The sequence below is a fragment of the Vibrio sp. GJ43-1 genome (genome assembly GCF_055808835.1).
In genome coordinates this window covers 1,246,527-1,269,770 of record NZ_CM147885.1, presented here as the reverse complement: position 1 = coordinate 1,269,770, position 23,244 = coordinate 1,246,527, and the positions used below count along the sequence as shown (strand labels likewise).

Annotated in this window: 22 protein-coding genes; 11 read left to right on the top strand and 11 right to left on the bottom strand. The window is 43.8% G+C overall.

Going from position 1 to position 23,244, the window contains the following annotated elements:
- Positions 1–36: 36 nt before the first annotated feature.
- On the bottom strand, positions 37–1,143 hold the full coding sequence (locus tag AC0L66_RS23090; RefSeq protein WP_473569581.1) for a hypothetical protein: 1,107 nt from the start codon (positions 1,141–1,143) through the stop codon (positions 37–39).
- Between the two features lie 36 nt (positions 1,144–1,179).
- Complete coding sequence (locus AC0L66_RS23085) at positions 1,180–1,494, bottom strand: hypothetical protein (protein WP_473569579.1); 315 nt, start codon at positions 1,492–1,494, stop codon at positions 1,180–1,182.
- 361 nt (positions 1,495–1,855) lie between these two features.
- Here AC0L66_RS23085 and AC0L66_RS23080 point away from each other — a divergent pair, with 361 nt between their 5' ends.
- A complete protein-coding gene (locus tag AC0L66_RS23080; protein ID WP_473569577.1) occupies positions 1,856–2,920 on the top strand; it encodes an NAD(P)H-dependent flavin oxidoreductase in 1,065 nt (354 codons plus the stop codon).
- 83 nt (positions 2,921–3,003) lie between these two features.
- Here AC0L66_RS23080 and AC0L66_RS23075 read toward each other — a convergent pair whose 3' ends face one another.
- Complete coding sequence (locus AC0L66_RS23075; protein ID WP_473569575.1) at positions 3,004–3,747, bottom strand: class I SAM-dependent DNA methyltransferase; 744 nt, start codon at positions 3,745–3,747, stop codon at positions 3,004–3,006.
- A gap of 434 nt (positions 3,748–4,181) precedes the next feature.
- Between AC0L66_RS23075 and AC0L66_RS23070 the strand changes: the two genes are divergently transcribed.
- On the top strand, positions 4,182–4,442 hold the full coding sequence (locus AC0L66_RS23070; protein ID WP_250618517.1) for a DNA polymerase III subunit epsilon: 261 nt from the start codon (positions 4,182–4,184) through the stop codon (positions 4,440–4,442).
- Positions 4,443–4,567: 125 nt separating this feature from the next.
- On the opposite strand, the gene AC0L66_RS23065 is transcribed toward AC0L66_RS23070, so the two are convergent.
- Entirely contained in the window at positions 4,568–5,569 is a 1,002-nt protein-coding gene (locus AC0L66_RS23065; protein ID WP_473569573.1) for a Gfo/Idh/MocA family protein, read from the bottom strand.
- 192 nt (positions 5,570–5,761) lie between these two features.
- Here AC0L66_RS23065 and AC0L66_RS23060 point away from each other — a divergent pair, with 192 nt between their 5' ends.
- Positions 5,762–6,322, top strand: coding sequence for a DUF2301 domain-containing membrane protein (locus tag AC0L66_RS23060; protein WP_473569572.1), 561 nt, complete (start codon positions 5,762–5,764; stop codon positions 6,320–6,322).
- A 148-nt stretch (positions 6,323–6,470) separates the two neighbouring features.
- Here the strand turns inward: AC0L66_RS23060 and AC0L66_RS23055 are convergent, their stop codons facing one another.
- On the bottom strand, positions 6,471–6,635 hold the full coding sequence (locus AC0L66_RS23055) for a hypothetical protein (RefSeq protein WP_473569570.1): 165 nt from the start codon (positions 6,633–6,635) through the stop codon (positions 6,471–6,473).
- A 391-nt stretch (positions 6,636–7,026) separates the two neighbouring features.
- Here AC0L66_RS23055 and AC0L66_RS23050 point away from each other — a divergent pair, with 391 nt between their 5' ends.
- Both AC0L66_RS23050 and AC0L66_RS23045 read left to right on the top strand, forming a co-directional pair.
- Positions 7,027–7,365, top strand: a complete 339-nt coding sequence (locus AC0L66_RS23050) for a protease inhibitor I42 family protein (RefSeq protein ID WP_265673853.1) — start codon at positions 7,027–7,029, stop codon at positions 7,363–7,365.
- 232 nt (positions 7,366–7,597) lie between these two features.
- Positions 7,598–7,939 carry a hypothetical protein gene (locus tag AC0L66_RS23045; protein WP_473569568.1) on the top strand — a complete coding sequence of 114 codons (342 nt, stop codon included), beginning with the start codon at positions 7,598–7,600 and terminating at the stop codon, positions 7,937–7,939.
- A 79-nt stretch (positions 7,940–8,018) separates the two neighbouring features.
- On the opposite strand, the gene AC0L66_RS23040 is transcribed toward AC0L66_RS23045, so the two are convergent.
- A complete protein-coding gene (locus tag AC0L66_RS23040) occupies positions 8,019–8,927 on the bottom strand; it encodes a LysR substrate-binding domain-containing protein (RefSeq protein WP_473569567.1) in 909 nt (302 codons plus the stop codon).
- Between the two features lie 143 nt (positions 8,928–9,070).
- Here AC0L66_RS23040 and AC0L66_RS23035 point away from each other — a divergent pair, with 143 nt between their 5' ends.
- Both AC0L66_RS23035 and AC0L66_RS23030 read left to right on the top strand, forming a co-directional pair.
- The gene (locus AC0L66_RS23035; protein ID WP_473569565.1) at positions 9,071–10,225 is read left to right on the top strand and encodes a DSD1 family PLP-dependent enzyme; all 1,155 of its coding nucleotides are present in this window, start codon (positions 9,071–9,073) and stop codon (positions 10,223–10,225) included.
- A 1-nt stretch (position 10,226) separates the two neighbouring features.
- On the top strand, positions 10,227–11,144 hold the full coding sequence (locus tag AC0L66_RS23030; RefSeq protein WP_473569564.1) for an ornithine cyclodeaminase family protein: 918 nt from the start codon (positions 10,227–10,229) through the stop codon (positions 11,142–11,144).
- A gap of 260 nt (positions 11,145–11,404) precedes the next feature.
- On the opposite strand, the gene AC0L66_RS23025 is transcribed toward AC0L66_RS23030, so the two are convergent.
- A complete protein-coding gene (locus AC0L66_RS23025; RefSeq protein ID WP_428794416.1) occupies positions 11,405–12,598 on the bottom strand; it encodes an acetate/propionate family kinase in 1,194 nt (397 codons plus the stop codon).
- A gap of 283 nt (positions 12,599–12,881) precedes the next feature.
- Positions 12,882–14,801, bottom strand: a complete 1,920-nt coding sequence (locus AC0L66_RS23020) for a DEAD/DEAH box helicase (RefSeq protein ID WP_313897272.1) — start codon at positions 14,799–14,801, stop codon at positions 12,882–12,884.
- Positions 14,802–15,177: 376 nt separating this feature from the next.
- On the opposite strand from AC0L66_RS23020, the gene rnb reads away from it, so the two are divergent.
- Positions 15,178–17,190, top strand: coding sequence for an exoribonuclease II (gene rnb, locus AC0L66_RS23015; RefSeq protein WP_265673847.1), 2,013 nt, complete (start codon positions 15,178–15,180; stop codon positions 17,188–17,190).
- A gap of 143 nt (positions 17,191–17,333) precedes the next feature.
- Here the strand turns inward: rnb and AC0L66_RS23010 are convergent, their stop codons facing one another.
- The 3 genes from AC0L66_RS23010 to AC0L66_RS23000 all read right to left on the bottom strand — a co-directional run bounded on the left by AC0L66_RS23010 (position 17,334) and on the right by AC0L66_RS23000 (position 20,801).
- Positions 17,334–17,720 (bottom strand): hypothetical protein, encoded by a 387-nt coding sequence (locus tag AC0L66_RS23010; protein WP_473569562.1) that lies wholly within the window; start codon positions 17,718–17,720, stop codon positions 17,334–17,336.
- Entirely contained in the window at positions 17,683–19,698 is a 2,016-nt protein-coding gene (locus AC0L66_RS23005) for a GH36-type glycosyl hydrolase domain-containing protein (protein WP_473569561.1), read from the bottom strand. The genes AC0L66_RS23010 and AC0L66_RS23005 overlap by 38 nt, the downstream gene beginning before the upstream one ends.
- A gap of 95 nt (positions 19,699–19,793) precedes the next feature.
- The gene (locus AC0L66_RS23000) at positions 19,794–20,801 is read right to left on the bottom strand and encodes a LacI family DNA-binding transcriptional regulator (RefSeq protein ID WP_473569559.1); all 1,008 of its coding nucleotides are present in this window, start codon (positions 20,799–20,801) and stop codon (positions 19,794–19,796) included.
- A gap of 250 nt (positions 20,802–21,051) precedes the next feature.
- Between AC0L66_RS23000 and AC0L66_RS22995 the strand changes: the two genes are divergently transcribed.
- The 3 genes from AC0L66_RS22995 (at position 21,052) to AC0L66_RS22985 (ending at position 23,241) form a co-directional block, all read left to right on the top strand.
- Complete coding sequence (locus AC0L66_RS22995; RefSeq protein ID WP_473569558.1) at positions 21,052–21,261, top strand: hypothetical protein; 210 nt, start codon at positions 21,052–21,054, stop codon at positions 21,259–21,261.
- 4 nt (positions 21,262–21,265) lie between these two features.
- Positions 21,266–22,279: an ABC transporter substrate-binding protein gene (locus AC0L66_RS22990; protein WP_473569557.1), complete on the top strand. Its 1,014-nt coding sequence runs from the start codon at positions 21,266–21,268 to the stop codon at positions 22,277–22,279.
- 68 nt (positions 22,280–22,347) lie between these two features.
- A complete protein-coding gene (locus AC0L66_RS22985; RefSeq protein WP_265673843.1) occupies positions 22,348–23,241 on the top strand; it encodes a carbohydrate ABC transporter permease in 894 nt (297 codons plus the stop codon).
- Positions 23,242–23,244: the final 3 nt, after the last annotated feature.

Below are 23,244 nucleotides of genomic sequence, written 5' to 3'. Positions count from 1 at the left end.
CGATTTATCCTAATTCAACGCTCTCAACCCGATATATTAAAAACGTCGATTTAATGCGGAGATGAATTGGCGTTTCCTATCACTTTTCCAACCGTATTCCATCATCAATGACCAATCACGATTAAAGTTGTAGTTCGCACCAACGAGTCCCGCCCATTTATCGGTATTGCTTTGTTTTACCTTATAGTCAATACCAACCCCACTGTAGGTGTAAGTCCCTGTCAGAGTTAGCGTGCTATCAAGATAGGTCGCGCCGAGATATAACGCCACTGATTGTGAGCCCACAGTAGGGATCACTTTACCCACTCGAGGCGAAACATTGAGAATCAGCCCTTCTGCATCATTTTTTCGCATGTCAGCATAAGTAAATGAAATTGGCAGGGTAACAAAATAATCATTCCATCCTGTCGCTAAGATGGTACCTAACGTATAGTTATTTCCGTCAAGCTGAGCTGGCGCGACAAACTCTGCTTCCTCATCTTTCAATAAACACACTATTGGTCGTTGGAGGGGCGGTAAACTGCAGTCTGCTCCCATTTGGTTGATGAGATCATTACCACTGAATTTAATCCCTATATCAGCCGTGCCAGTGATTTTCCCCACTGCGCCAAACACATTCATAAAGGGAAATACCCAAGCATCAAGTTTGAGCTGAGGTGACTGCGTATTGTTGCTATTGTTATCAAAGGAAACAAACTCTATCGGGTACTTCTGAGAGCCATTTATCCCTACATTAAGGTCTGTTATGTCCATATACTGAAAAGTATCGGTATAGATAATGCTAATACCATAAGGCTTAGGCAGTGAATACCCTTTATCAATCACTTCCTGAGCAAAAAACGGCAGTGCTCTATCCCATTTTTTTGCACCTTTCGGTGGAACCTCGGTGTTCAAGTCTTTATTCGCGATACCAATGTCCCCAACTCCAGTTTCCGTTAAGTCATAGTTCACTGAGCTCGACACTACCCTGACGCTACCAACGGCTGATGCACCAGAGCTCGTAATTAAGTATATTGGAACATCATCATCACCCGCTAAAGTAGTACTGGCATGCGAACTACTTTCTCCCAAACTCACATCCGCCCCAATTGAAAATCGCCACACAACGCTACTGATAGGACTCCAACGATTGTTCATCGTCAAAGATAAGCAAAGCCTCATTGTTGCCCAATGCTAAGCCTACCCAACATCGTAACGATCAACATCTATATAGGTCACGCTACCATCTTGGTTATTGTAGATCGCCCCAATTCCGGTGCCCCCACCTATAACAGGCACTTTGACTCCCGCCATGCTGATTGCAGCATAACCGTACGCTTCATCGACTAACGTCGGTATTTCACTGTACTCATCACTCAGTTTTCCAACAATTTCAGCGGAAGTTGCATCTATCTCATCACGCACCATTTGTCGCTCATTGGGAGGAATAGCGCTGCTACACCCAAGTAACACAAGAGATGACAAAGAACCTAACCACCGTAAACTTGTCTGCATGCTTTAAAGCCTCATTTTTATTATTATTCGTGCGGTCAACACTATGGCGGCACATCCTACTAAAACCCACCCACTAGAAATACCGTACTTTTACTGTTGCCCACACAACACTCCGCCTTGAATCCGTTGTAAACATCAATCACGTAGAATACTTATTTTTAGTCCCTAGTAGTAACCATACGCCATGACCAACGATTTTTCTCGGTACCTCAGAAGACTATTTGTTCTTACCTCACAACTTAAGTCTAAATACAGAGTAAACCGCCATGCCGTAGACTATTATTTTCCGCTTACACAGAGCAGCACAACGGATGTACATATGGGTGTTTAGTAGAAAACACTCAACAAAAGGAAGATGGCGATGTATCAAAAGACCGAGAAAATAGACCACGTTAAGGCGCTAATAGGAACCGATTTACCCATTATTCAAGCCCCAATGGCAGGCGTGCAAGATCACCGCCTTTGCGTTGCGGTTAGTCAGGCAGGAGGACTTGGTTCACTGCCATGTGGCATGTTAGATATCGACACAATGGTCAATGAGATTCGATCCATCAAAGCTAAGACGACACGTCCCTATAATCTCAACTTCTTTTGCCATGACATGCCGAGTTATAACGTCGCCAAGCATACTAAATGGCAGCAACTGTTAACGCCGTTCTTTGATGAATTAGACATTGATAAGAGTACTCTACCGACAAGTGCCAGTAGAACGCCCTTTGATCACAATATCGCCGATGCTATCGAGCCCTTTTCGCCTACGGTAATCAGCTTTCATTTTGGTCTCCCTAGCCCGGAGCTCGTTAGCCGAATTAAAAGCTGGGGAAGCAAGATCCTATCAACCGCAACCACGGTTCAAGAAGCAATATGGTTGGAGTCTAACGGTGCAGATGCGATTATTGTGCAAGGTGTAGAGGCTGGTGGACACAGAGGGATGTTCTTATCTCAAGATCTTTCTAGCCAAATGGGGCTTATGGCACTGCTTCCGCAAGTGGTTGCGCAGGTAAATATCCCTGTCATCGCCGCAGGAGGCATTGGCGATAATTTAGGCGTCGAAGCCGCCCTTTTACTAGGCGCCACAGCCGTACAAGTGGGTACTGCCTATTTATTATGCTCAGAAACCAACACGTCCCAGCTCCATCGGGAAGCGATAAAAACAAACTCGATACAACCAAATACGGCAATCACCAATCTCTTTACTGGTCGTCCGGCAAGAGGGATTATCAACCGAGTCATGAAAGAACTGTGCTACATCAACAAGACTGTCCCTGACTTTCCTTATGCGTCGATAGAAATGGGGCAATTACGCTTAAAATCTGAGTACAAAGCATCTAGCGACTTTTCACCATTATGGTGTGGTCAAAATACCCTGGGGTGTGCCGAAATATCGGCACAAGACTTGACCTTGAGTTTAGCTGGCCAGCGATAAAAAATATCCATGCGAATAGCCCATTCTGCGATTTAACTATTCGCTATTAAGTGATTAAATTACTCGCTTTTTAAGTGATTAAATTACGCTTTTACACAAACGATGATTGCATTACCTGAGCGTTGATCCCAAGGTAATATTTTATCGTAATCGTGCTCAAAAATGTGTACCTCAAACCAAGGTTTAAGCATGGCCGATATTTCTTCAATGGTGAACGCGACCATAGGATGCTCATCTTGCCAAACTTGTGTTTTTTGACCGTCTGTCTTTTCAATATTAAGCTTAAGTAGCTGCTTTTCACCTTCGCCAGCGTAATGCCAGCCAGAACGAAAACTGAACGTCTCACCTTGATGCTGAGTAGCGTGCTTCACAAATGAGCGATTGTCTATTTTAAGCCGATCAACAACATTAAAGCAGAACACACCACCGCTATTGAGTGCTTTGAACACACTAGAAATGCAATCTTGAAGCTTTTGCAGTCCATCACAGTAGTGAATCGAATATAAGAAGCAAGTAATCAAATCTAAAGGCTGCGCCGCGTCAAAGTCACTCATGTTTTGCACAGTAAATCGCGCCTCAGGGCATCGTTGTGCCGCAATATCAAGCATAGGTTGGTTGATATCTAACCCACTACTTTGGTAGCCAAAATCAATAAAATGACGAACGTGAGGCCCCGTCCCACAAGCCAGATCGAGATGTGATTTACCCGAATTGCCAAATATTTGGTGCAACCTTTGAACGCAATGACTCTGAGATTGATAGTCAATATCAGCACACATAAGATCGTAGTAATGGGAAAGGTCAGTATAAAGGGCGTTAGCAGACATGGTGGCCTAGTCGTGGTAGACATAATTTTTTGGTGGCGCATCGTATACGACTTTACTTCTTTCCCTAACAAGATATTGCCTCAATGGCTTATAAACCCAAGCGACAGCATCTAAGAGTCTATTAAAGTAAATAAAAACAAGTAGTTAAAAATCATCTTTCGAAGAAGGCATGAGATTTACTGACCATTGATCATGTAAGGTTTATCTGAGAAACACATTTTTGGTCATTTGCCACCTAGATAGCTTGTTAGACCTTCACGGTAAAGCACAAATTTATTAATAGGTGATTGGCTGCACAGCCCATATAGAATAGGGCTTCCAGCGTGTTCTGTGATAACATACGCCCATCAGCTTTATGAATGTGCAACTGATCTCATTTGTTTGACTGATCATGGTAGCAACCTGCTATGAATTAACTAAATGAGGATCCACCAATGAGTAAATTAACAGCAGAGCAAAGAAAAGCTCGTGATGATGAGCGCTTTTCACAACGTGTGGCAGAACGCAGAGAAAAAGGCGAAGACGTTATCGCCTATGCGCTGACGACAAAAAAAGCCGTGAAGTTTTTAAGTAAGTCTGAGAGAAAAGAACTCAACCGTAGAAAGCTTGCTAATCAAGAAGAAAAGCAACTCAAAGAAAAAGAAGAACTTAAGCGAATTGAAGCGTCGTTCACCAACGACACTGACGCTGAATAGATTAATTAACCTTAATCGGTGAACGTTAAGCCTAGTATCGACATCATGCCTTTAACAAGAAAGGTGTCGTCACTAGGCTTTTTCAGTATTACGCTTCTCGATCAGTCCTATTTAACACCAATCTCTTACGACTTGCTGTTAAGTAGCTCAGCATAACCACCTTCACGCAGCGCTTTCTCCATAATATTGACCACACGACGACTGGTTGTGTGATTAAGTAACTCAGATCGAGTCTCATTGCTTAGCACTAACGCTGATATATGCTCAATTTCATCAGCAAATCCCCCACCCTTAACTGGCATTGAAATCTGCTTGAACTGACCTTGATAAGTTATGTCTATCGTCGTCGGGTTCCACCACTTACCATGAATAATAATTTCTAGCTCTGGACCACGGATAATGGCTTCTCGAGCGAGATCTCGAGTAATGGAAGCGCCTATTTTACCTTCCAGCGCACCTGAAAAAGTAAACGTAGCGTTTTCATCCACTTCACTTTGAGGATTATCTTGCGCAAATTCAACCTGTGGTTCAGTCACCGATACTCCAGCCAGTTGGCATAGATCCGCATACAACCACAGGCCATAAACGCCAACATCTAACGTCGCACCGCCACACAATGTAGGGTTAAATAAATGCCATGTACTATCAAATTCATGCCAATTACCAAATGACGCCTCCACGGAAGTAATGGCAACATTTTGCTGTCGAATAAATTGCTTCATCTCACGGTAAGCGGGAAACGTCACGCTCTTCATGGCTTCAGCTAACAGTAAACCCTTACCTTCAGCCAATGCTGCCATCGCGTCCCAATCGGCAAGATTGGTCAATGCGGGCTTTTCAACGAGCACATGTTTACCGTTGTTTAAAAAAAGCTCAATCAATTCTTTATGAAATGGGTGAATGGTAGCGATATAAATGGCATCGACTTGGCTGTCTGCCGCTAGATCCGCGTACGACCCATAGCTCGTATTACAGCCATATTGTTCTGAAAACTGTTGTGCTCTACTTAGATCTCTCGCCGCGACGGCGTAGAGTTCTGTGTTTTCCACCGACCCCGTTAAGTCCTTAACAAATCGATGAGCAATATTACCCAGACCTGCAATGCCCCAGCGTACTTTGTTATTCAAACGACTCTCCTTCACGGTTTGGCTATAAATAGCAGATTTATTAGGTTATTTTCCTTATCTCAGGCAAGCTAATCAAGTAAACCTGCCATTATTCTTTATGATAACTATATTGAATTCTTTATGATAACAGTGTTGGCATCGCCACATGAATCAGCAGTTGGCACAACATTCACTAACCAAATGGATTAACTTATGGCAAACCCTGAGCATCGTGAAGAATTGGATAAGCTCGACAAAGTGAGCGTCTGTTTTTATCGGTTCGGCATCTCTCTATTTTCTGTTGCCTTATTTGGCTGCGCCTTTATTGCGTCACATCAGCTTAAATTGATCACACTGCCTGACAATGCATCACAAGTGGTGATATTGGTATTTTGTCTTGCGAGCGTGTTCACCGCTGCGAACTTGCATGTTTACAGCAAACACGTCCGAGCGATTATCGTTTGGTCGACGTGGCTGGGTTTATTGATCATGCTATATTCCGCGCAACAAAACCTATACTGGCTCGCGCTTGGTTTTTTCTTTGTTACTTTTTCCGGTATCGCCCTAAAAGAGTCATTCTGTTTTAAGGTTTACGGTCTAAAATTGGTGCCGCTATTTCTCGCAATGAACACCCTTTTCATTTTGCTGCAATACTGGCAAGGCGTACTCGTTTGCTCTTCTATCACTGGGTTAATCATGATGTATCTGGCAGTGCAAAAATGGCGAATGCCGCTGCATTTTGATATTGGTATTAAAGCCAATTATGAAATTTAGTATACAGCCATAGTGATAGAGACCGAAAGGGATCCCCCTTTCAGTCTAGTTCAGCTAATATTATGTTTAGCTTACAAAAACTAACCGCCGCCATCGATTAATACAATGCAGCTATGCAATGCACTTATATAACGCACTAATGCAATAACTAGAAGTGAGATTGAGCCACGGACAAGCTCATGCCGTCGTCTTTCACTGAGTAATCCTTCAGATCTTTCTCTTCAAATTGTAACTCACCCTCTACAATTTTTACTGACATATCAGCTCGGCTATCAAACACAAACTTACAGCCAGTAATAACCTCGTGGTACATCCCTGACACATCGAAAACGTCTTTTTTTACTTCAATTTTTTTAACTGATGAAGCTTAGAGCCATCATTAAAAAACATCACTGTCTGACAACGATTTTTCAATGACGTATGTAGATGAAAGATCTCATTACAAGAATCTATAGTAAATATAATCATAATTATTATTTTTTGCCTTGAACGGAGCAGAAAGACTAAAGGATTATAATTACTACGACCATCTACTCTTTGTAAGAGTTTTGTAATGAAAAGCCAGTAAACATAGAGCTTTAGCTCAACACTATACTTTCCATCCCTCGCGTAATAACTGTGTAATATCTTAAGCTACATTTTTACACTAATTTAAATACTGAAATCACAACGGAATTTCAAACAATTTAAAATAAGGGAATAAAATGTCGAATGCAAATATTGTCAGTGACTGCATGGTAAAACAAGTTGGCGAAGTAGTTGAAGTGACACTTCATGGAAATATCACTACTGGCTATGACTGGTACCTTAAGTCAAAACCTGATGCGCTTTGGTTGTCATCCGCGGTATATACAACTGACCTACACGCACCTGGTATAGTCGGTGCTCCCGGTAAGCGAACCTTCACTTTTTTAGCCAAAGAAGCCTGTACAAACGAGTACTTAGAGTTCGCATATATGCGACCGTGGGAAAAGGCACCCGTTCAGACTACTCGTTACGAAGTAACAGTTTCTCAAGGGGAAGCAGCTCTAGCTAACGCCTAACAAAGTCAACTATCCCTCTATCTTGTGGAGTGAGATACAAGGTAGATGGATAGTTTGATCAGGTATTTACATCGTCAAAAATCTGATTTTCGCATTAAGGAAAACATATTATGGATAACCAAATAGCCATTGCTTAGGTTACAAACTTACTAATATACACGATGGTGTTTCATTTATTATTAATTTGAGCTGGGATCTAGCTGATAGCAATACAATTTCTGGCATTGGGAAAGTGATTGACGATAAAGGAAACACATTAGTTAATTCGAATATTGTTGGTGACTTTCGCCCGTACTGGATCGATGGACCACGGGGCTTTATGATTAATCTTACAGGCTATCCATTCGTTATGGGCATACCACCTGTTGGTGAATATATTCCACCAAATACAAAGCTAAGAGTGATTTTAAATGACTCTTGGAATCATGGGAAGAATAATGCGGAGTTTAGCTACCAATTAAATGACAATTGGCATTATGTCGATGCAGCAAAAGTCGAGCGACTGTACTTCCATGTTATGGCATACGGCTCCAAAGTTAATTTTGATAAACGTGAGGTAAATTTGACTAATTGATTTGTCACTGCGCTCGATAGTGGACGAGTGACAATCGACTAAACCAAGCCCTGACTATAACCCCCTCGCTTATACTCCGTTACTTCCAAGGCACAGGCGCTAATCGCTGCTTTAATAACGAGATAAACCCAGAGATACGAGCGGAACGTTCTTTCTCTGGGCTGCTTAACAGGGCGACGATATTGGCGTTAGGTAAAGAATAATCCGGTAACAGGCGCACCAGCTCACCACTATTAATTTGAGGTTGAACGTCCCATTCCGATCGCATGATGACGCCTAAGCCCGCCATAGCCCAATCCTTAATAACTCGACCTTCGTTACTTGCCAGCGCCGGATTGATTCTGATTACTTCATGTTTCCCATCTTCAACATGGGTAAACGGCCACAATGTGACGTCCTCATTATTCTCTCTTAGCGCAATACACTGATGGTTAACTAACGCTTGAGGGGTTTCAGGGCACCCCATTGCTTGAATGTAAGTTGGCGATGCGCAAATGAAGCGCTGATTCGTCGCCAGAGTGATCATTTTTAATGATGAGTCATTTAACGCGCCGATATAAATAATAATGTCCCACTTATGGTGACTCGACCAAATAGGATTGTCGGACAGCTCCAACTCGATATCGAGTTGCGGGTGTTTCCGTTTATATTCCCCCAGCATCGGAGCAACATAATCATTACCAAAACCAAGCGGAGCCAAGACTCTCAGCTTGCCACACACCAGTTCTTTTCTCTCATCAAGCTGTTCTTGTAACTCATCCAACTCTCTAAGAATAGAAAGCCCTCTCTCCAACAAGATCTGCCCTTCTTCTGTTAGGCTCACGACTCGTGATGGCCGCTGGATAAGCTGAATCGATAATTTTCGCTCTATGTGCTGGAGCCTAAGAGTGACAGAAGGCGGCGTGATATTTAAAGCTCTGGCCGCATCGGCTAACGTTCTATGATTAGCAATTGTGGCAATGAATTTAAGGTCTTCCGTCGTGATCATTTGGCTCAAACCTAATCTATGAGTTAGTAAATATTAATGTAAAACAAAACATGGTTTTTAGATACTGTTTACTCATCAATAGATTTGGTGTCTTTGAGATACATCAATCTAATTTAGCGTCTGATACATTAGGTCATGCCACTATGCTTCAAAATTCAGATTTAAAGATTCACTACTATAAGTTGGATACACCATTCTTATTCGTCAATAAACCAATATTTCTTAATAACTTAACAAGATTGCGCACTGAAATAGAGGGACTCAAGTGTGAGTTGCGACCACACTTTAAAACCCTCCGAGCCCTTGAATCAGCACCATATCTACTGCCTAAAAAAGATTCTCCTATTACCGTCTCTACCATGAAAGAAGCGGAAGCACTGGCAAGCGCAGGCTATCGCGATATCATTTATGCGGTTGGTATTGCTGCGTCTAAGTTACCGCGTGTCGCTAACCTCTTATCCAAAGGCATCGAGATCAAAGTCATACTAGACAGTGTCGAACAGGCTAACCTCCTGAATGAATTCAGCATAAACAACCATTGTGCTATCTCGGCACTAATAGAAATAGACTGTGATGGACATCGAGGTGGTATCACACCTGACGATCCTACATTGGTCAAAATTGCTCAATTGTTGGACCGTGGTGCAGCCTGCTTTCAGGGCATACTCACTCATGCCGGAGAGTCATATCAATGCTTTGATCAAGCATCATTACGCGCAGCAGCCCAAAACGAAGTCGACGCGGCAGTCAACGCAGCCCGTCACCTTCGCGCCACCGATATTATCTGCAACATTGTCAGTATTGGCTCGACGCCTACCGCACACAGCTACCAAAATTTAGATGGCATCACCGAAGTGAGAGCCGGAGTCTATGGTTTTTTTGATCTCGTCATGACAGGAATTGGGGTGTGCACGACCCATGATATTGCCGCGAGTGTTGTCACCACAGTGATCGGTCATAATAAGGAAAGAGGCAGCCTTTTTATTGATGCGGGATGGATGGCGCTCTCTTCTGATCGGGGAACCGCCAGTCAACCAAAAGATTGCGGGTATGGTCTATTAACAGATAGCGCAGGTAAGGTACTCGACAACCTGCAAGTCACTACCGTAAACCAAGAGCACGGTATTATTGAAGCCGTGGACGGCAGCAACATTAATTTTGATAATTTCCCGATTGGTTGCCGCTTACATGTCCTACCTAACCATGCTTGCGCAACCGCTTCAATGCACCAGCACTATCACGTGTTTGATATACAGACGAATACCTACGATGTATGGACCAGAGTTCAAGGGTGGTAACATGATTTATTTAAGCGAAACACAAACAGCACAATTAATTTCTCACGAGCTCGCCTATGTTGCAGTAAAGGAAGCACTCGTCGCCGCAACAAGCAGTGAGACGCAGTTATTTCCCGTCATCAATGCACAGGGTCCACAAGTCGACTCCATGTTTTCACTCAAGTCTGCTTGTACTGAAAATTTGGTTGGTTGGAAAACCGGAAGCTACTGGCCAGATAACCATCAGCATGGCATACCTTGCCATGGTACGACCGTTTTTTTATTAAGCCCAGAAACGGGTGAGTTAGTTGCAGCGGTCGCTGCGAGTCAAGTCAATGCCTACCGGACTGCTGCTGCGGATGCAGTTGCCGTCGATTACTTAGCTAGAAAAGATGCATCAGTATTAACTGTGTTTGGAACAGGCCATCAAGCTCAGTATGAAGTATCTGCCATTGTCGCCATTAGACCAATATCTCGGGTCATTGTGGTTGGCAGAAACAAAAGTAATACCGACATATTTGTTGAAAAGCTCATCAAAAAAGGCATTCCTGCCGAAGTGGGCACTGCTCAATATGGTTGTGAGCAAGCCGATATTATTGTTACCGCTACGACAGCGACCGCGCCATTATTCCAAGCCGACTGGGTTAAGCCTGGCACCCATATCTCTGCGATGGGCGCAGATAAAGTTGGCAAGCAAGAGCTACCAACGGAACTCTACCCGCGTGCAAGACTATTTTGTGACTACGAGTCTCAATCTGTTGTTATTGGCGAGTTCCAGCATACGACCAATGCTTCTATTACAGAAATTGGAAAAGTCATTACCAGTGTCGCTGTTGGGAGTGCAAATACCGACGATATTACTATTTTTGATAGTTCAGGTATCGCAGTTCAAGATCTGTTTGTTGCAGCTAAATTACTTGAAATGGCGAACGTCGAATAATTCACATTCAGAGTACCGTGAGGACGGGGCTAGAATCATATCACCAAGACAAAAAGCGAACGATGTGGTTCGCTTTTTCAACTAAGTGACGAATACTTATAATCATTGTGAGATTCCCTTAGAGTTCGACTACTCAAGTAATGGTGGGCCATGCATGTAAACAAAATGAGACCCTCCTATCCTCTGATGTTATAGGCATTTAGAATCAAAAAAGCGAGCCACTTGGGCTCGCTTTCACATCGTCTTTGTTATCGCTTAATTTACAGTAATTCTACCGACTGCTGAGCAATTACGAATTCTTCATTAGTTGGCACAACTAAAGCCACTGCGCCTAGCAATTCTGATTTACCAATGATGCCTGCCGCGCCAAAACGAGCAGCTTCGTTGCCTTTTTCATCTTCAACAAAACCTAGTAGCTTAAGGTTACGCATGATCTCACGACGGATAGGAAGCGAGTTTTCACCAATGCCGCCCGTGAAGATAACTGCATCTAAGTGGTCTAGAGGAATCAGGTAAGAGCCAATGTATTTCGCCACACGGTATGTAAAGACTTCAAATGCTAGCTTAGCACCCTCATGACCGTCCTCCATCGCTTCTAGCACGCCACGAGCGTCAGAAGTAATACCAGACACCCCTAAGAAACCAGACTTCTTATTAAGCGTCTCAAACACCTTCTCTTGGCTCCAGCCTTTTTTCATTAGGAATTCGATAATGCCAGGGTCTAGGTCACCACAGCGAGTGCCCATCATCAAACCCGATAGTGGGGTAAAGCCCATAGAGGTATCCACGCTGTTACCGTTGCTAATGGCACATACAGATGCGCCATTGCCAAGGTGAACAGAGATAAAGCTTGATTCTTCTACTGGCTTGTTCAGCATCTTCGCCGCTTCGCGGCTAACGAAGTAATGGCTAGTCCCATGGAAGCCGTAACGACGGATACCATATTCAGAATACAATTCACTCGCGATAGCGCCTGTGAACGCTTTTTCAGGCATTGTTTGGTGGAAAGCCGTATCAAATACTGCAAATTGAGGAAGCGCAGGGAACGCTTCGATCGCAGCACGAATACCAATAGCGCCCGCTGGATTATGCAATGGTGCAAGATCCGCAAGTTTTTCAATTTCTGCCGTTACTGCTTCATCAATACGTACTGTCTTCGTAAATTTCTCGCCGCCGTGAACAATACGATGACCGATTGCAACGATATTACTCGCTAAACCTAACTCTTCCGTTAAACCAACTAACTTACCGATTGCTAGCTTGTGATGGTTTTCTTCACCTTCTACTGCGATTTCGGATTTTTGCCCGTTAAATTTCCAACTCATACGAGCATCGGCTAGGCCAAAACATTCACCCAAGCCACTTAAGACTGCCTCACCGCTTTGAGAATCGATAACGGCAAACTTGAGAGATGAACTACCAGAATTGATGACGAGAACAAACGAATCAGACATGCGAAAATGTATCCTGTTATTGAGCATTAGTGGAAGAACGCCTTCCTAATATATTCTACACGTATTATTCAATAATTTTTGAATCTTTCAACTTTCTTTTAAATAAACATTTGTATCAAAATGACATTTGTTGATGATGATCAATATTTAAATTAATTCACCCATTGAATTTAATCAGAAAACCTAACCCTTTTGGGTTAACAGTCTGCATGTGCGAATCTTATAGGCACAAAAAAGCCGAGCATTCGCTCGGCCTTCAATTAGTGTTTAATGCTCAATAGCATTAAGACTCAGTGTTACGTGATTGACCACGCTCACCACGGTGGCTACCACGGTGGTCGCCGCCACGGTTACGGTCGAAACGACGTTCACCTTCAGCACGTTGACCACGATTAGCACCGTCACGGTTACCACGGTAACCGCCACCTTCGCGATTGCCACCTTCACGGTTGCCGTCACGTTGGCCACGGTGACCTTCACGACGCGCACCACGGTGGTTATCACGACCGCCGTCACGACGAGGACCGCGAGATTCACGGAAGTCGCTAAATTCAACAACCACTGCGCCTACTTCTTTCTGACGAATACGTAGCTTACGAAGTTTACCAGCAACGTCAGACGTCATTTGCTTAGGCAGTTGAACGTAAGTTTGGCCTTTATCTAGCTTGATAGCACCGATAGAGCCTTTAGTCAGACCAAGTTCGTTCGCAAGAGCACCAACGATGTCTTTAACTTGAACGCCTTGCTCACGACCCACTTGAAGTTGGTACGTATCCCAATCTTGAGTGTTGAAGCTACGACGACCATCACGGCCAGCATCCGGGTTATCACGACGCTCTTTACGACGCTTCTTGTCACGTTCAATCGCTTCGATCATTGGATCTGGACCAACGTAGAACAATGGACGCTTGCCTTGCTGACGCTTAAGAAGAATCGCTGCTAGCGTTGCTGCATCAATTTCTAAACTTTCTTGAAGCTTTTCAATTAGCTCAGCGAAGTTCTCTAGAGACTTGTGACCTTTCTCTGTTTCAAGCTCAGCACCAAGCTTAACCAGACGAGCGGCTGCAACTTGGTCACGAGGAGGAAGTTGAATCTCTTCCATTTGAGACTTAGTTACACGCTCAATCGTACGCAGCATACGGATTTGGTTTGTGCGAACAAGAAGGATAGCTTTACCCTTACGTCCAGCACGACCAGTACGACCGATACGGTGAATGTATGACTCAACATCGAACGGGATGTCGTAGTTAAATACGTGAGTGATACGAGGCACATCAAGACCACGAGCAACAACGTCTGTTGCTACTAGGATATCGATTGAACCCTGTTTGATGTTGTCAACAGTACGCTCACGTTGAGATTGAGGAATATCGCCGTGTAGTGCTGCAGCGCTAAAGCCACGTGCACTTAGCCAATCCGCTAGACGCTCAGTATCTTGACGAGTACGAACGAAAACGATAGAAGCATCAGTCTCTTCAGTTTCTAGTAGACGAGCCATTGCTTCGTCTTTTTCTACGCCTTTCACTACCCAGTAGTTTTGAGCAACTTTATCAACTGTGTGGTTAGTACCCGCAACGTCAACACGTGCTGGATCACGCAAGTAGCGATCAACAATTGTTTTAACCATTGGAGGCATAGTTGCAGAGAACAGAACACGTTGTGCGGTTTCTGGCGCTTTTTCTAGAATCCAAGTAACGTCGTCAACGAAGCCCATTTTTAGCATCTCATCCGCTTCATCAAGAACGAATGTGTGAGCTTGGTCTAGGTGTAGACGGTCACGAGTTAGAAGGTCTTTAACACGACCAGGTGTACCCACAACAATGTGAGCACCGCGGCTTAGAGCACGCATTTGATCAACGATAGAAGCACCACCGTAGATCTCTAAAACTTTCAAACCTTTGATATCACGACCAAGGTTTTTGATTTCAGCAGCAACCTGAATCGCAAGCTCACGTGTAGGAGCCATGATGATCGCTTGAGGTTTGTGCTGGTTAAGATCGATTTTGTTAAGAAGCGGCAAAGAGAATGCTGCTGTCTTGCCCGTACCCGTCTGAGCTTTACCTAACGCATCTCTTCCTTCTAGTAATAGAGGAATTGCAGCCGCCTGGATTGGAGTTGGCGATACAAAGCCCATAGAGTCTAGAGCTGAAAGGATGTTTTCGTTAAGCGCTAATTCATTGAATTGAATTACAGAATCTTGCATTGGGATCCCATTAAAGTAAATATAAACACAGGTCCCATGAGCTCTACCAATTCCAAACTGATCCAATACTGTCGAAATGACAATAGATAAGAGCTGATTCCATTCAGATGCGGAAAAGTGACAAATCGCATCAAGCCACTAGGGACGTAAACAAGGAGGCGGATTATTCCCTAAATGCACAAAAAAAGCCAGAAAAAATTGAAATACATCACAATTTTCTTCATACATCGTCATTTTTGAGTAATGTGCAATCGAATTGGCAACTTTTTAAGCGTTCCCCTCTTATATTACTGCGCTTTCACCCTTGAGTTTCAACTAGGCAATAACCTAGCCTTTGGGTATAGTGTTGGCACTTTCATTGCTAAGAAGTAGATACATGTTTCAAGATAACCCGCTACTCGCTCAACTCAAACAGCAGATTCAAGAGAACCTTCCTAAAAAAGAAGGCACAATCAAGGCAACCGAGAAAGGTTTTGGCTTTTTAGAAGTTGATGCTAAAACCAGTTTCTTTATTCCACCACCGCAAATGAAGAAATGTATGCATGGTGATAAAGTCGTGGCCATTATCCGAACTGAAAATGATCGTGAATTAGCAGAACCACAAGAACTGGTAGAGCAAGGTGTCACTCGTTTTATTGGACGAGTAAAACGCTTTAAGGGCCGTCTCAATGTCACACCCGACCACCCTGCCCTTAAAAAGCTCTCACTGAAAGCGAAAACTCAAAAGGGCATCAAAGCCGATGACCTTAATGAAGGCGATTGGGTTGTTGCACACGTTATCAACCACCCTTTAAAAGGGGACAACGGTTTCTTAGTTGAAATTTCTAAGAAGATCACCGATGGCGACGACAAAATTGCGCCTTGGTGGGTAACCTTAGCGCAAAATGATTTACCTAACAGTGAACCGACTGGTTTAGAGTCTTGGGAAATCAAAGACGACTCAGCATTAGAGCGTACTGATCTGACAGCCATGCCATTTGTTACCATTGACGGTGAGTCTACCAAAGACATGGATGACGCGCTGTATGCGAAGAAAAAAGACAATGGCGACTTTGAAGTCACCATCGCCATCGCTGATCCTACCGCTTATATTACACCTGAAGATGAAATGGACGTTGTGGCTCGCCAGCGTGGCTACACCATCTATCTGCCAGGTCGCAATATTCCAATGCTTCCTCGCGATCTCGCTGACGATGTCTGCTCACTGATTGAAAATGAACTGCGCCCAGCACTTTGCTGCTCGGTCACCGTAGATAAAGATGGCGTTATTCAAGATGACATCAAATTCTTTGCGGCAACCATGAAATCTCATGCAAGATTGGCTTACCAACACGTATCCGATTGGTTAGAGACAGGTTCAAGTGAGACTTGGCAACCAACTGATGAAATCGCGACGGTTGTCCGTGACCTCTACGACTTCTCTTTAGCTCGCGCAGCATGGCGTGAAAATAACGCCGTGGTTTTCCCTGACCGCCCAGATTACCGCTTTGAATTGAGCGATGATAATGATGTTATCGCTATTCACGCGGACTCACGACGTTGTGCTAACCGTCTCGTTGAAGAAGCCATGATCACGGCTAATATTTGTGCGGGTCGTACGTTAAAAGAAGCGTTTGGCTTTGGCGTCTTCAATACTCACGCAGGTTTCAAGCCAGAAAAAATTAAAGACGTACTCGAGTTGGTTAATCCAGTAAACGAAGAGCCTATCTACACCGATGAGCAAATCACCTCATTAGAAGGTTTTGCTGCATTACGTCGTGATTTGGGCGGATTAGATTCAAGTTATTTGGATAACCGCGTTCGCAAGTACCAAGCTTATAGCGAAGTAGGCAATGAACCGCTTCCTCACTACGCGATGGGACTTGATGTCTACGCGACGTGGACATCACCCATCCGTAAATACGGCGATATGGTCAACCACCGTCTTCTTAAGGCACATATCACTCAAACAGAGCCAACCCAAAAGCCTGATGATGTATTAGGCGATGAACTGGCAGTCCACCGTAAGCACCATAGAATGGCGGAACGTACAGTGGGTGATTGGCTCTATGCGCGTACGTTGGTCAACGAACCAAAAAACCGTACCGAATTTACTGCCGAGATTTTCGACATTAACCGCGCAGGCATGCGTGCCCGTTTAACCGAAAATGGCGCAGCAGTCTTTATTCCAAACTCGCTCATTGTGAGTAATAAAGAACGTATTGTCAGTAATAACGAGAATGGCACTGTGTCGATTGATAAGAACCTCGTTTACCGTTTAGGCGATACACTTAAAGTTCTATTGTCAGATGTAAATCTAGAAACGCGTAGCATTGTCGCTAAACCAGTTGAAGTGTTTGCTGAGCCTGCCATGGCCCCAGAAGAAAAGCCGTCTTCAAACGAAGTGTAAACGCCTCACTTGCTAAATTGAATAAAGCCAGTTGGTATTCCCAACTGGCTTTATTATTTTCTGGGTATTATTTTCCGGGTATTACTTTCTGCCCACCCAACTTTTTCTGCGCCACCAAGGATAACGCTCAACGACCATCTTAATTAGGTCAGGGGCAGATCCACCCTTAGTCGATAATTTGACTGAGATTCAACCTTTTTAATTACGCTACCCTGTAACTTAATGCCATCTATGTGTATTTCAGCTTCTCGTATATCAGGTAAACGTCGGTATGTTACGTGAAATTGAGCCCCTCTAAATTCTCGTTTCACCGTCAGTTCTGACCAGCAAGATGGGAGTTTAGGGTCAATCATTAGCCCTTCCTCACAACCTTTTAGCCCCAGCATTTCTTCAATAACCATCCGATAAAACCAAGCACCAGTCCCTGTGTTAAATAAGTGACTTGAACGCCCAGCAGTATCTGGATACTGATAATAAGCCCCACGATAATAGTTAGGGATATAAACCGAGTAACTGCCCTCTTCGCTCAAACGTATCACTTTGTGGGTCTGCTACCATTTTACGTAACACACTAAATGCGCGATCTGGTTCATTAATGGCATAGAGACTAGCAGCATAAAATGCCGCCGCGTGATTATAAATAGAGCCGTTTTCGCCAGATCCTGGCCATTTTTGTGTTACCCGACCCACATCTTCACGCATGGCAGTAAAAGCGGGCGCGCACAGCATCACACCGTAAGGTGTATCCAATTGCTCATCAATAGCCGTAAGCATTTTCTGTTTCTGAACGGCACTTGGCATATTCGCTAAAAGCGCCCAGCTTTGTGTATTCAAAAAAATGCGTCCTTCTTTATCTTCCGGCACACCAAACGTCACACCATCATCAGTAATGCCACGGGCGTACCAATCCCCCTTCCACAAATATTCATGGGAGATCGTAGCCAATTGTTCTATTGTCGACTCAAACTGTTTAATCAGTGCCGCATCATTATACTTACGTGAAATCTTCACCCACTTTTGTAACGCCACACTGAGTGCTTGCGCTAGCCAACCCGATACCCCTTTACCTTTAGGCCCAACCATATTCATAGGATCACACCAGTCACCCTGTGCAATAAAAGGTAAGCCTCGATGATCGCGCGCTTCACACATATATATCATGGCTCTATTCATGTGCTCTAACACTGAACTTGGCCTTTCATCATCCGCCCAGACCACAGGGTAATGAAGAACCTTTAAATCATTAGTTTCATTTAAATAGGACTCAAGAATAAGAGCAAGCCAAACGGAGTGATCGGTATGCGGGATCTGGTTAATGTACTTCAACGTTGCTTCTGGCGTGAGTAAAATGCCGTCTGGCATCTCTCCATCCACCTTTTGTTGAGATAATGAGGTCAGAATCACCTTTCGAGTCGCTTCACTTTGTACATACGCCATCCCCATACCGTCTTGTAAGTAATTTCTAGTTTGAGGGTCTGTCGTAAGACGGTGTGTGTCACCATGGTAAAACACTTGCCTAGGCAACCAATGGTTCACGAAGTGGTTAAATGTGTCGTCTGGGGTATCAATCTCTATTACACCAACACCAGATGATACGTAATCTGCATATGCTCGCGTTGCGCTATCTTTTTCATCACCAGTATGCGCGTCAATAATTTGCTGAATCTCTTGCTTATTCAGTGCAGGACCGAAGACAAAGTTTAGTTCTTTTTTCTCTCCATGCTTAAGATCCAATTTAAATTGCATCGCGCAGGTAGGCATCTCATAGCACGCTTCTTTACAGCTCAAATCCCCCTTATGTTGAAGCGCACTAGGGTTATGAAGTCCGCCGTGCCCTTCAAATCTGGGAAGGCTTGTTTCATAAGCGTCCGGAGCCATATCAGAATAAAAAAAGGTCATATCTTTAAGATGCTTATTCTTTTCGTAGTCTTCTAACTTTTGATAAGGCGTAATCGACGTGCACACAATGCTATTAAGTGAAGCATCATAGTGCGCCCCCATGTTCATCCAAGACATGTAACCAACAGGGAAATAAGGAATGATGGAGAGTTTACGCTGCGTTGTTCCCGTATTGGAAACCGTGACATTCCATAGCTCTGCAGCTTCATCTTCTCCTAATGTTAAAGTAATGACCAATTCAATGTCACTGTGCTTCACTACCCATTTCACATCCGTTAATCCCGGTTGAAACTCAAAGCTATCAAGTTGGGTTTTTATGGGCGCAAACGGCGCCGAAAATAACTCACCTGTTTCATCATCTCTTACATAAAAAAAACGCCCTGGATGATGAGCAAAATACGGTTGCTCTGGCTGCATAAAACTTGTCGCGGCGAGGTTGGGAACATGCGTATACTTCTTGGGCTCAGGATTCATATACTGTGCCACTACATAACCTTGGCAATTAACATGAATCATCATCTTACGATTCCACAAATACCCTGCAGAGTTCGGAAGAAGCGTAGGATCCGAAAGCGAAAATCGGGTTCCTTGTTCGAGAAATGTGGACATGATGAGACCTCTTTACACATTATGGTTATGATTTTCTGACCTGTTTAATGACGTGTTAAACCTAAAACTATTTCGCACATCGTATGGAAGCTCGGTTACTTCCTCACAATGCCCGTTGATTTTCTAATCGTTAAAGTGGGTTCAAAACTGTGCTCTATAGGCAGTTGTTCGCCGTAACATAAATTCAATAATTGATGGCAAGCATTACGGGATATTTCTTCAAGTGGTACATGAATGCTGGTCATTGCCGGGGAGGTATAACTTGATATATCGATATCGTCATACCCTACGACTGAAACGTCCTCACCAACACATAGTCCTTCACGATGCAACGTTGCCATCGCCGCCATCGCGCTGTTATCGTTACCACAAAATATGGCGGTAAATGGTTTATCTTTATGCAGCAAACGTTGGGTCGCGAGCGCACCTTGCTCAAAGCTATAGCCACCTGACTCGACCAAATCATCATCAATTTCAATACCCGATAATTTCAGCTCATCCACAAAACCCTGATGGCGCTTCTTCGCATCCTGTGCACTCATTCTTCCACTTACCACTGCAATATCTCTATGCCCAAGCGCAACAAGATGTTGGGCAGCGAGCTTTCCGCCTTGATAATGGTCTGCGCTAAACGTTTTTTGACTCAATTCTTCGATATCACGATTAATAAACACCACTTTTGGATAACGTGCTTCAATTTTCGCCAATTCAATCACTGACAACTCCGGGCATGACATCAGTATTCCGTCACAATCACGTTCTATGAGGTAGTCTAAACATGCTATCCGCTCTTCATCCGTAGTCGCATCCTCCGCATTCGCTAGAATGATGTGTTTGTCACGCTTGCGTAATTCCCTTTCTATTGTTTGCAACATTTTTCGATGAAACGAACCAGAAAATGAGGGAACCCAAAGACCAATAATGTTCGACTTCTTAGATGACAATGAACGCGCCATACTGTTGGGGCGATAATTAAGTTCTGCCATCGCTGTCGCGACTTTATCCATTGTTTTTTGCGAAATCGAGGCGTTACCCGACAGATATCTGGAAACAGTTCCAACACCTACTCCCGCTAATTTCGCTACATCTTTTATCGTCGCCATTGAACATTACCTTATGAGCTACTCACGTTTATACTTGCTCCATATTAGTTAACTTTCATCACTTTAGACACCATTTTTTACACGTATCATACAAAGCCGTAAAATTCGTGACGTAATTCTCATGTTTATAAATTACTCAAAAAGTTTCTAGATCTAGAAATAAAGAAGCGATATAAAATAGCAATTGGAATCGATTCCATTAAAGAAATACTACTTAGGAACAATAACAAATTAACGAAAGGGTATTCTCATGATCAAGAACGTGACACTCGCTGCTGCCATCGCCATTTCCGTCTCACCTGCTTTTGCCAAAGAAGAAGCTGAAGTTATGCACTGGTGGACATCTGGCGGAGAATCCGCTGCGATAAAAGTATTAGCGGAGGCTTATGAAGCCGATGGAGGCGCTTGGAAAGACAGTGCCGTAGTACGGTGGCTCAAACGCTCGCTCTGCTGCTATTAACCGTATGATTGGTGGCTCGCCTACGACAGCCGCACTGTTTAATACCTCGCAGCAATATCATGAGATGATCGCCGAGGATATGCTCAATAATATCGATGCGGTCGCCAAAGCCAATAATTGGGACCAAATCCTGCCACAGCCAACGCTAGATGCCATCAAAGTCAATGGTCACTTTTACGCAGCCCCTGTCAATATTCATATGCCTGGTTGGTTCTGGTATTCCAAAGAAGCATTTGATAAAGCGGGCATTCAGCAAGAGCCGCAGACTCCAGAAGAGCTGTTTACTGCATTAGACAAATTAAAAGCTGCCGGCTATATCCCCCTCGCACTAGGCGGACAAAACTGGCAAGAAAACCTCTTATTCGCCACCGTACTGAGTAATATTGGCGGTAAACAACTCTATCTTGACGCTTTGGGTAAAAGAGACTCGAAGACGTTGAACTCTGATGAATTCAAAGCCGTTGTAGACACATTTTTAAAACTCAAACCATACGTAGATACTGGCTCACCAGGCCGTAACTGGAACGATACCACCAGCTTAGTGATCAACGACAAAGCCGGTATTCAGGTGATGGGAGATTGGGCAAAAGGCGAATTCACCCAAGCGAAAAAAATTCCGGGTCAAGACTATGGTTGTTTTCCTGGTTTAGGCGATGATTCTCTTTATATTGTTGGTGGCGACGTCTTTGTCTTTCCTAAAACCAACGATAAAGAGCAAATTGCGGCTCAACAAAGTCTTGTCGAATCCATGCTGAAGCCTGAAACCCAAGTGAAATTTAACAACTTAAAAGGGTCTGTCCCAGTTAGAACGGACATCGATGTGTCTTCCATGGACATTTGTGCACAAAAAGGCGCGGCCATTTTAAAAGTTGCAGAGCGTCAGATTCCTGATGGCTCCATGTTGATGGAAGAATACCTCTATGGTTCATTAAAGGACGCCGTGACCGAAGTTTGGAACTCTCCAAATATCACCACAGCTCAAGCCGTCACTGTCTTTGAGCGCGCACTAAGAGACTAACCTGACAGGCATCAACAGCTATGCTGCTGATGCCTTTTTCTGTATCCAATTAACACGGGAGATCCCCTATGGATCTAGTCGCCATTAAACGGCATATTAGAAGAAACACGCTAGCTTATGTAGCCATCCTTCCAATGGCGTTTACCGTTATTGTGGCTTACATGGGCACGATGTTTTGGTCGGTGAGATTATCGTTTACCAGCTCCAGAATGTTACCTAAGTATGACTTCGTCGGATTATCTCAATATGAACGCTTATTCGAAACATCACGCTGGGTAACGTCGCTCGAAAACCTACTCATTATTGCCTTTTTATTTTTGGCTATTTGTTTTGTTCTTGGATTTTTACTCTCTATATTTATCGACCAAAAGATCAAAGCGGAAAGCTTTTTTAGGACCATCTTTCTTTTCCCTTATGCCATGTCTTTTATCGTAACTGGCTTAGTGTGGCAGTGGATTTTCAATCCACAGCTAGGAATTCAAAGTGCAATGCGCAGTCTAGGTTGGGAGTCGTTTACTTTTGATTGGATCGTGAATCCAGACATGGTGCTCTATACCGTTATTATCGCTGCCGTCTGGCAAGGCTCTGGTCTGGTTATGGCATTGTTACTTGCTGGACTTCGCGGTATTGATGAAGACCTTTGGAAAGCGACCAAAATCGATGGCATTCCGACATGGCGCGTCTATGTCAGCATTATATTGCCCATGCTTCGTCCAATGATTATCACCACCGTCGTACTGCTTTCTATCAGCATTATCAAAATGTATGACGTGGTGGTAGCAATGACACTTGGTGGGCCAGGTGTCGCAAGCGAAGTACCAGCAAAGTTCATAATGGATAACCTTTTTGAAAGAGCTAACATCGGCATTGCCACCGCAGCATCAACTGTGATGCTCACCACCGTTCTGTGTCTTATCGCACCGTTCATTTATACCAATTACATCAAGAAACAAGGTAGGTAGGCT

Excerpts from the sequence above, each read along its gene's own strand:
- AC0L66_RS23080 (WP_473569577.1), top strand. The coding sequence starts at position 1,856 with ATGTATCAAAAGACCGAGAAAATAGACCACGTTAAGGCGCTAATAGGA.
- AC0L66_RS23035 (WP_473569565.1), top strand. The coding sequence starts at position 9,071 with ATGCTTCAAAATTCAGATTTAAAGATTCACTACTATAAGTTGGATACA.
- AC0L66_RS23060 (WP_473569572.1), top strand. The coding sequence starts at position 5,762 with ATGGCAAACCCTGAGCATCGTGAAGAATTGGATAAGCTCGACAAAGTG.
- AC0L66_RS22985 (WP_265673843.1), top strand. The coding sequence starts at position 22,348 with ATGGATCTAGTCGCCATTAAACGGCATATTAGAAGAAACACGCTAGCT.
- AC0L66_RS23025 (WP_428794416.1), bottom strand. The coding sequence starts at position 12,598 with ATGTCTGATTCGTTTGTTCTCGTCATCAATTCTGGTAGTTCATCTCTC.
- AC0L66_RS23050 (WP_265673853.1), top strand. The coding sequence starts at position 7,027 with ATGTCGAATGCAAATATTGTCAGTGACTGCATGGTAAAACAAGTTGGC.
- AC0L66_RS23005 (WP_473569561.1), bottom strand. The coding sequence starts at position 19,698 with ATGTCCACATTTCTCGAACAAGGAACCCGATTTTCGCTTTCGGATCCT.
- AC0L66_RS23075 (WP_473569575.1), bottom strand. The coding sequence starts at position 3,747 with ATGTCTGCTAACGCCCTTTATACTGACCTTTCCCATTACTACGATCTT.
- AC0L66_RS23020 (WP_313897272.1), bottom strand. The coding sequence starts at position 14,801 with ATGCAAGATTCTGTAATTCAATTCAATGAATTAGCGCTTAACGAAAAC.
- AC0L66_RS23000 (WP_473569559.1), bottom strand. The coding sequence starts at position 20,801 with ATGGCGACGATAAAAGATGTAGCGAAATTAGCGGGAGTAGGTGTTGGA.
- AC0L66_RS23070 (WP_250618517.1), top strand. The coding sequence starts at position 4,182 with ATGAGTAAATTAACAGCAGAGCAAAGAAAAGCTCGTGATGATGAGCGC.
- AC0L66_RS22995 (WP_473569558.1), top strand. The coding sequence starts at position 21,052 with ATGATCAAGAACGTGACACTCGCTGCTGCCATCGCCATTTCCGTCTCA.
- AC0L66_RS23040 (WP_473569567.1), bottom strand. The coding sequence starts at position 8,927 with ATGATCACGACGGAAGACCTTAAATTCATTGCCACAATTGCTAATCAT.
- AC0L66_RS23055 (WP_473569570.1), bottom strand. The coding sequence starts at position 6,635 with ATGTACCACGAGGTTATTACTGGCTGTAAGTTTGTGTTTGATAGCCGA.
- AC0L66_RS23030 (WP_473569564.1), top strand. The coding sequence starts at position 10,227 with ATGATTTATTTAAGCGAAACACAAACAGCACAATTAATTTCTCACGAG.
- AC0L66_RS23085 (WP_473569579.1), bottom strand. The coding sequence starts at position 1,494 with ATGCAGACAAGTTTACGGTGGTTAGGTTCTTTGTCATCTCTTGTGTTA.
- rnb (WP_265673847.1), top strand. The coding sequence starts at position 15,178 with ATGTTTCAAGATAACCCGCTACTCGCTCAACTCAAACAGCAGATTCAA.
- AC0L66_RS22990 (WP_473569557.1), top strand. The coding sequence starts at position 21,266 with ATGATTGGTGGCTCGCCTACGACAGCCGCACTGTTTAATACCTCGCAG.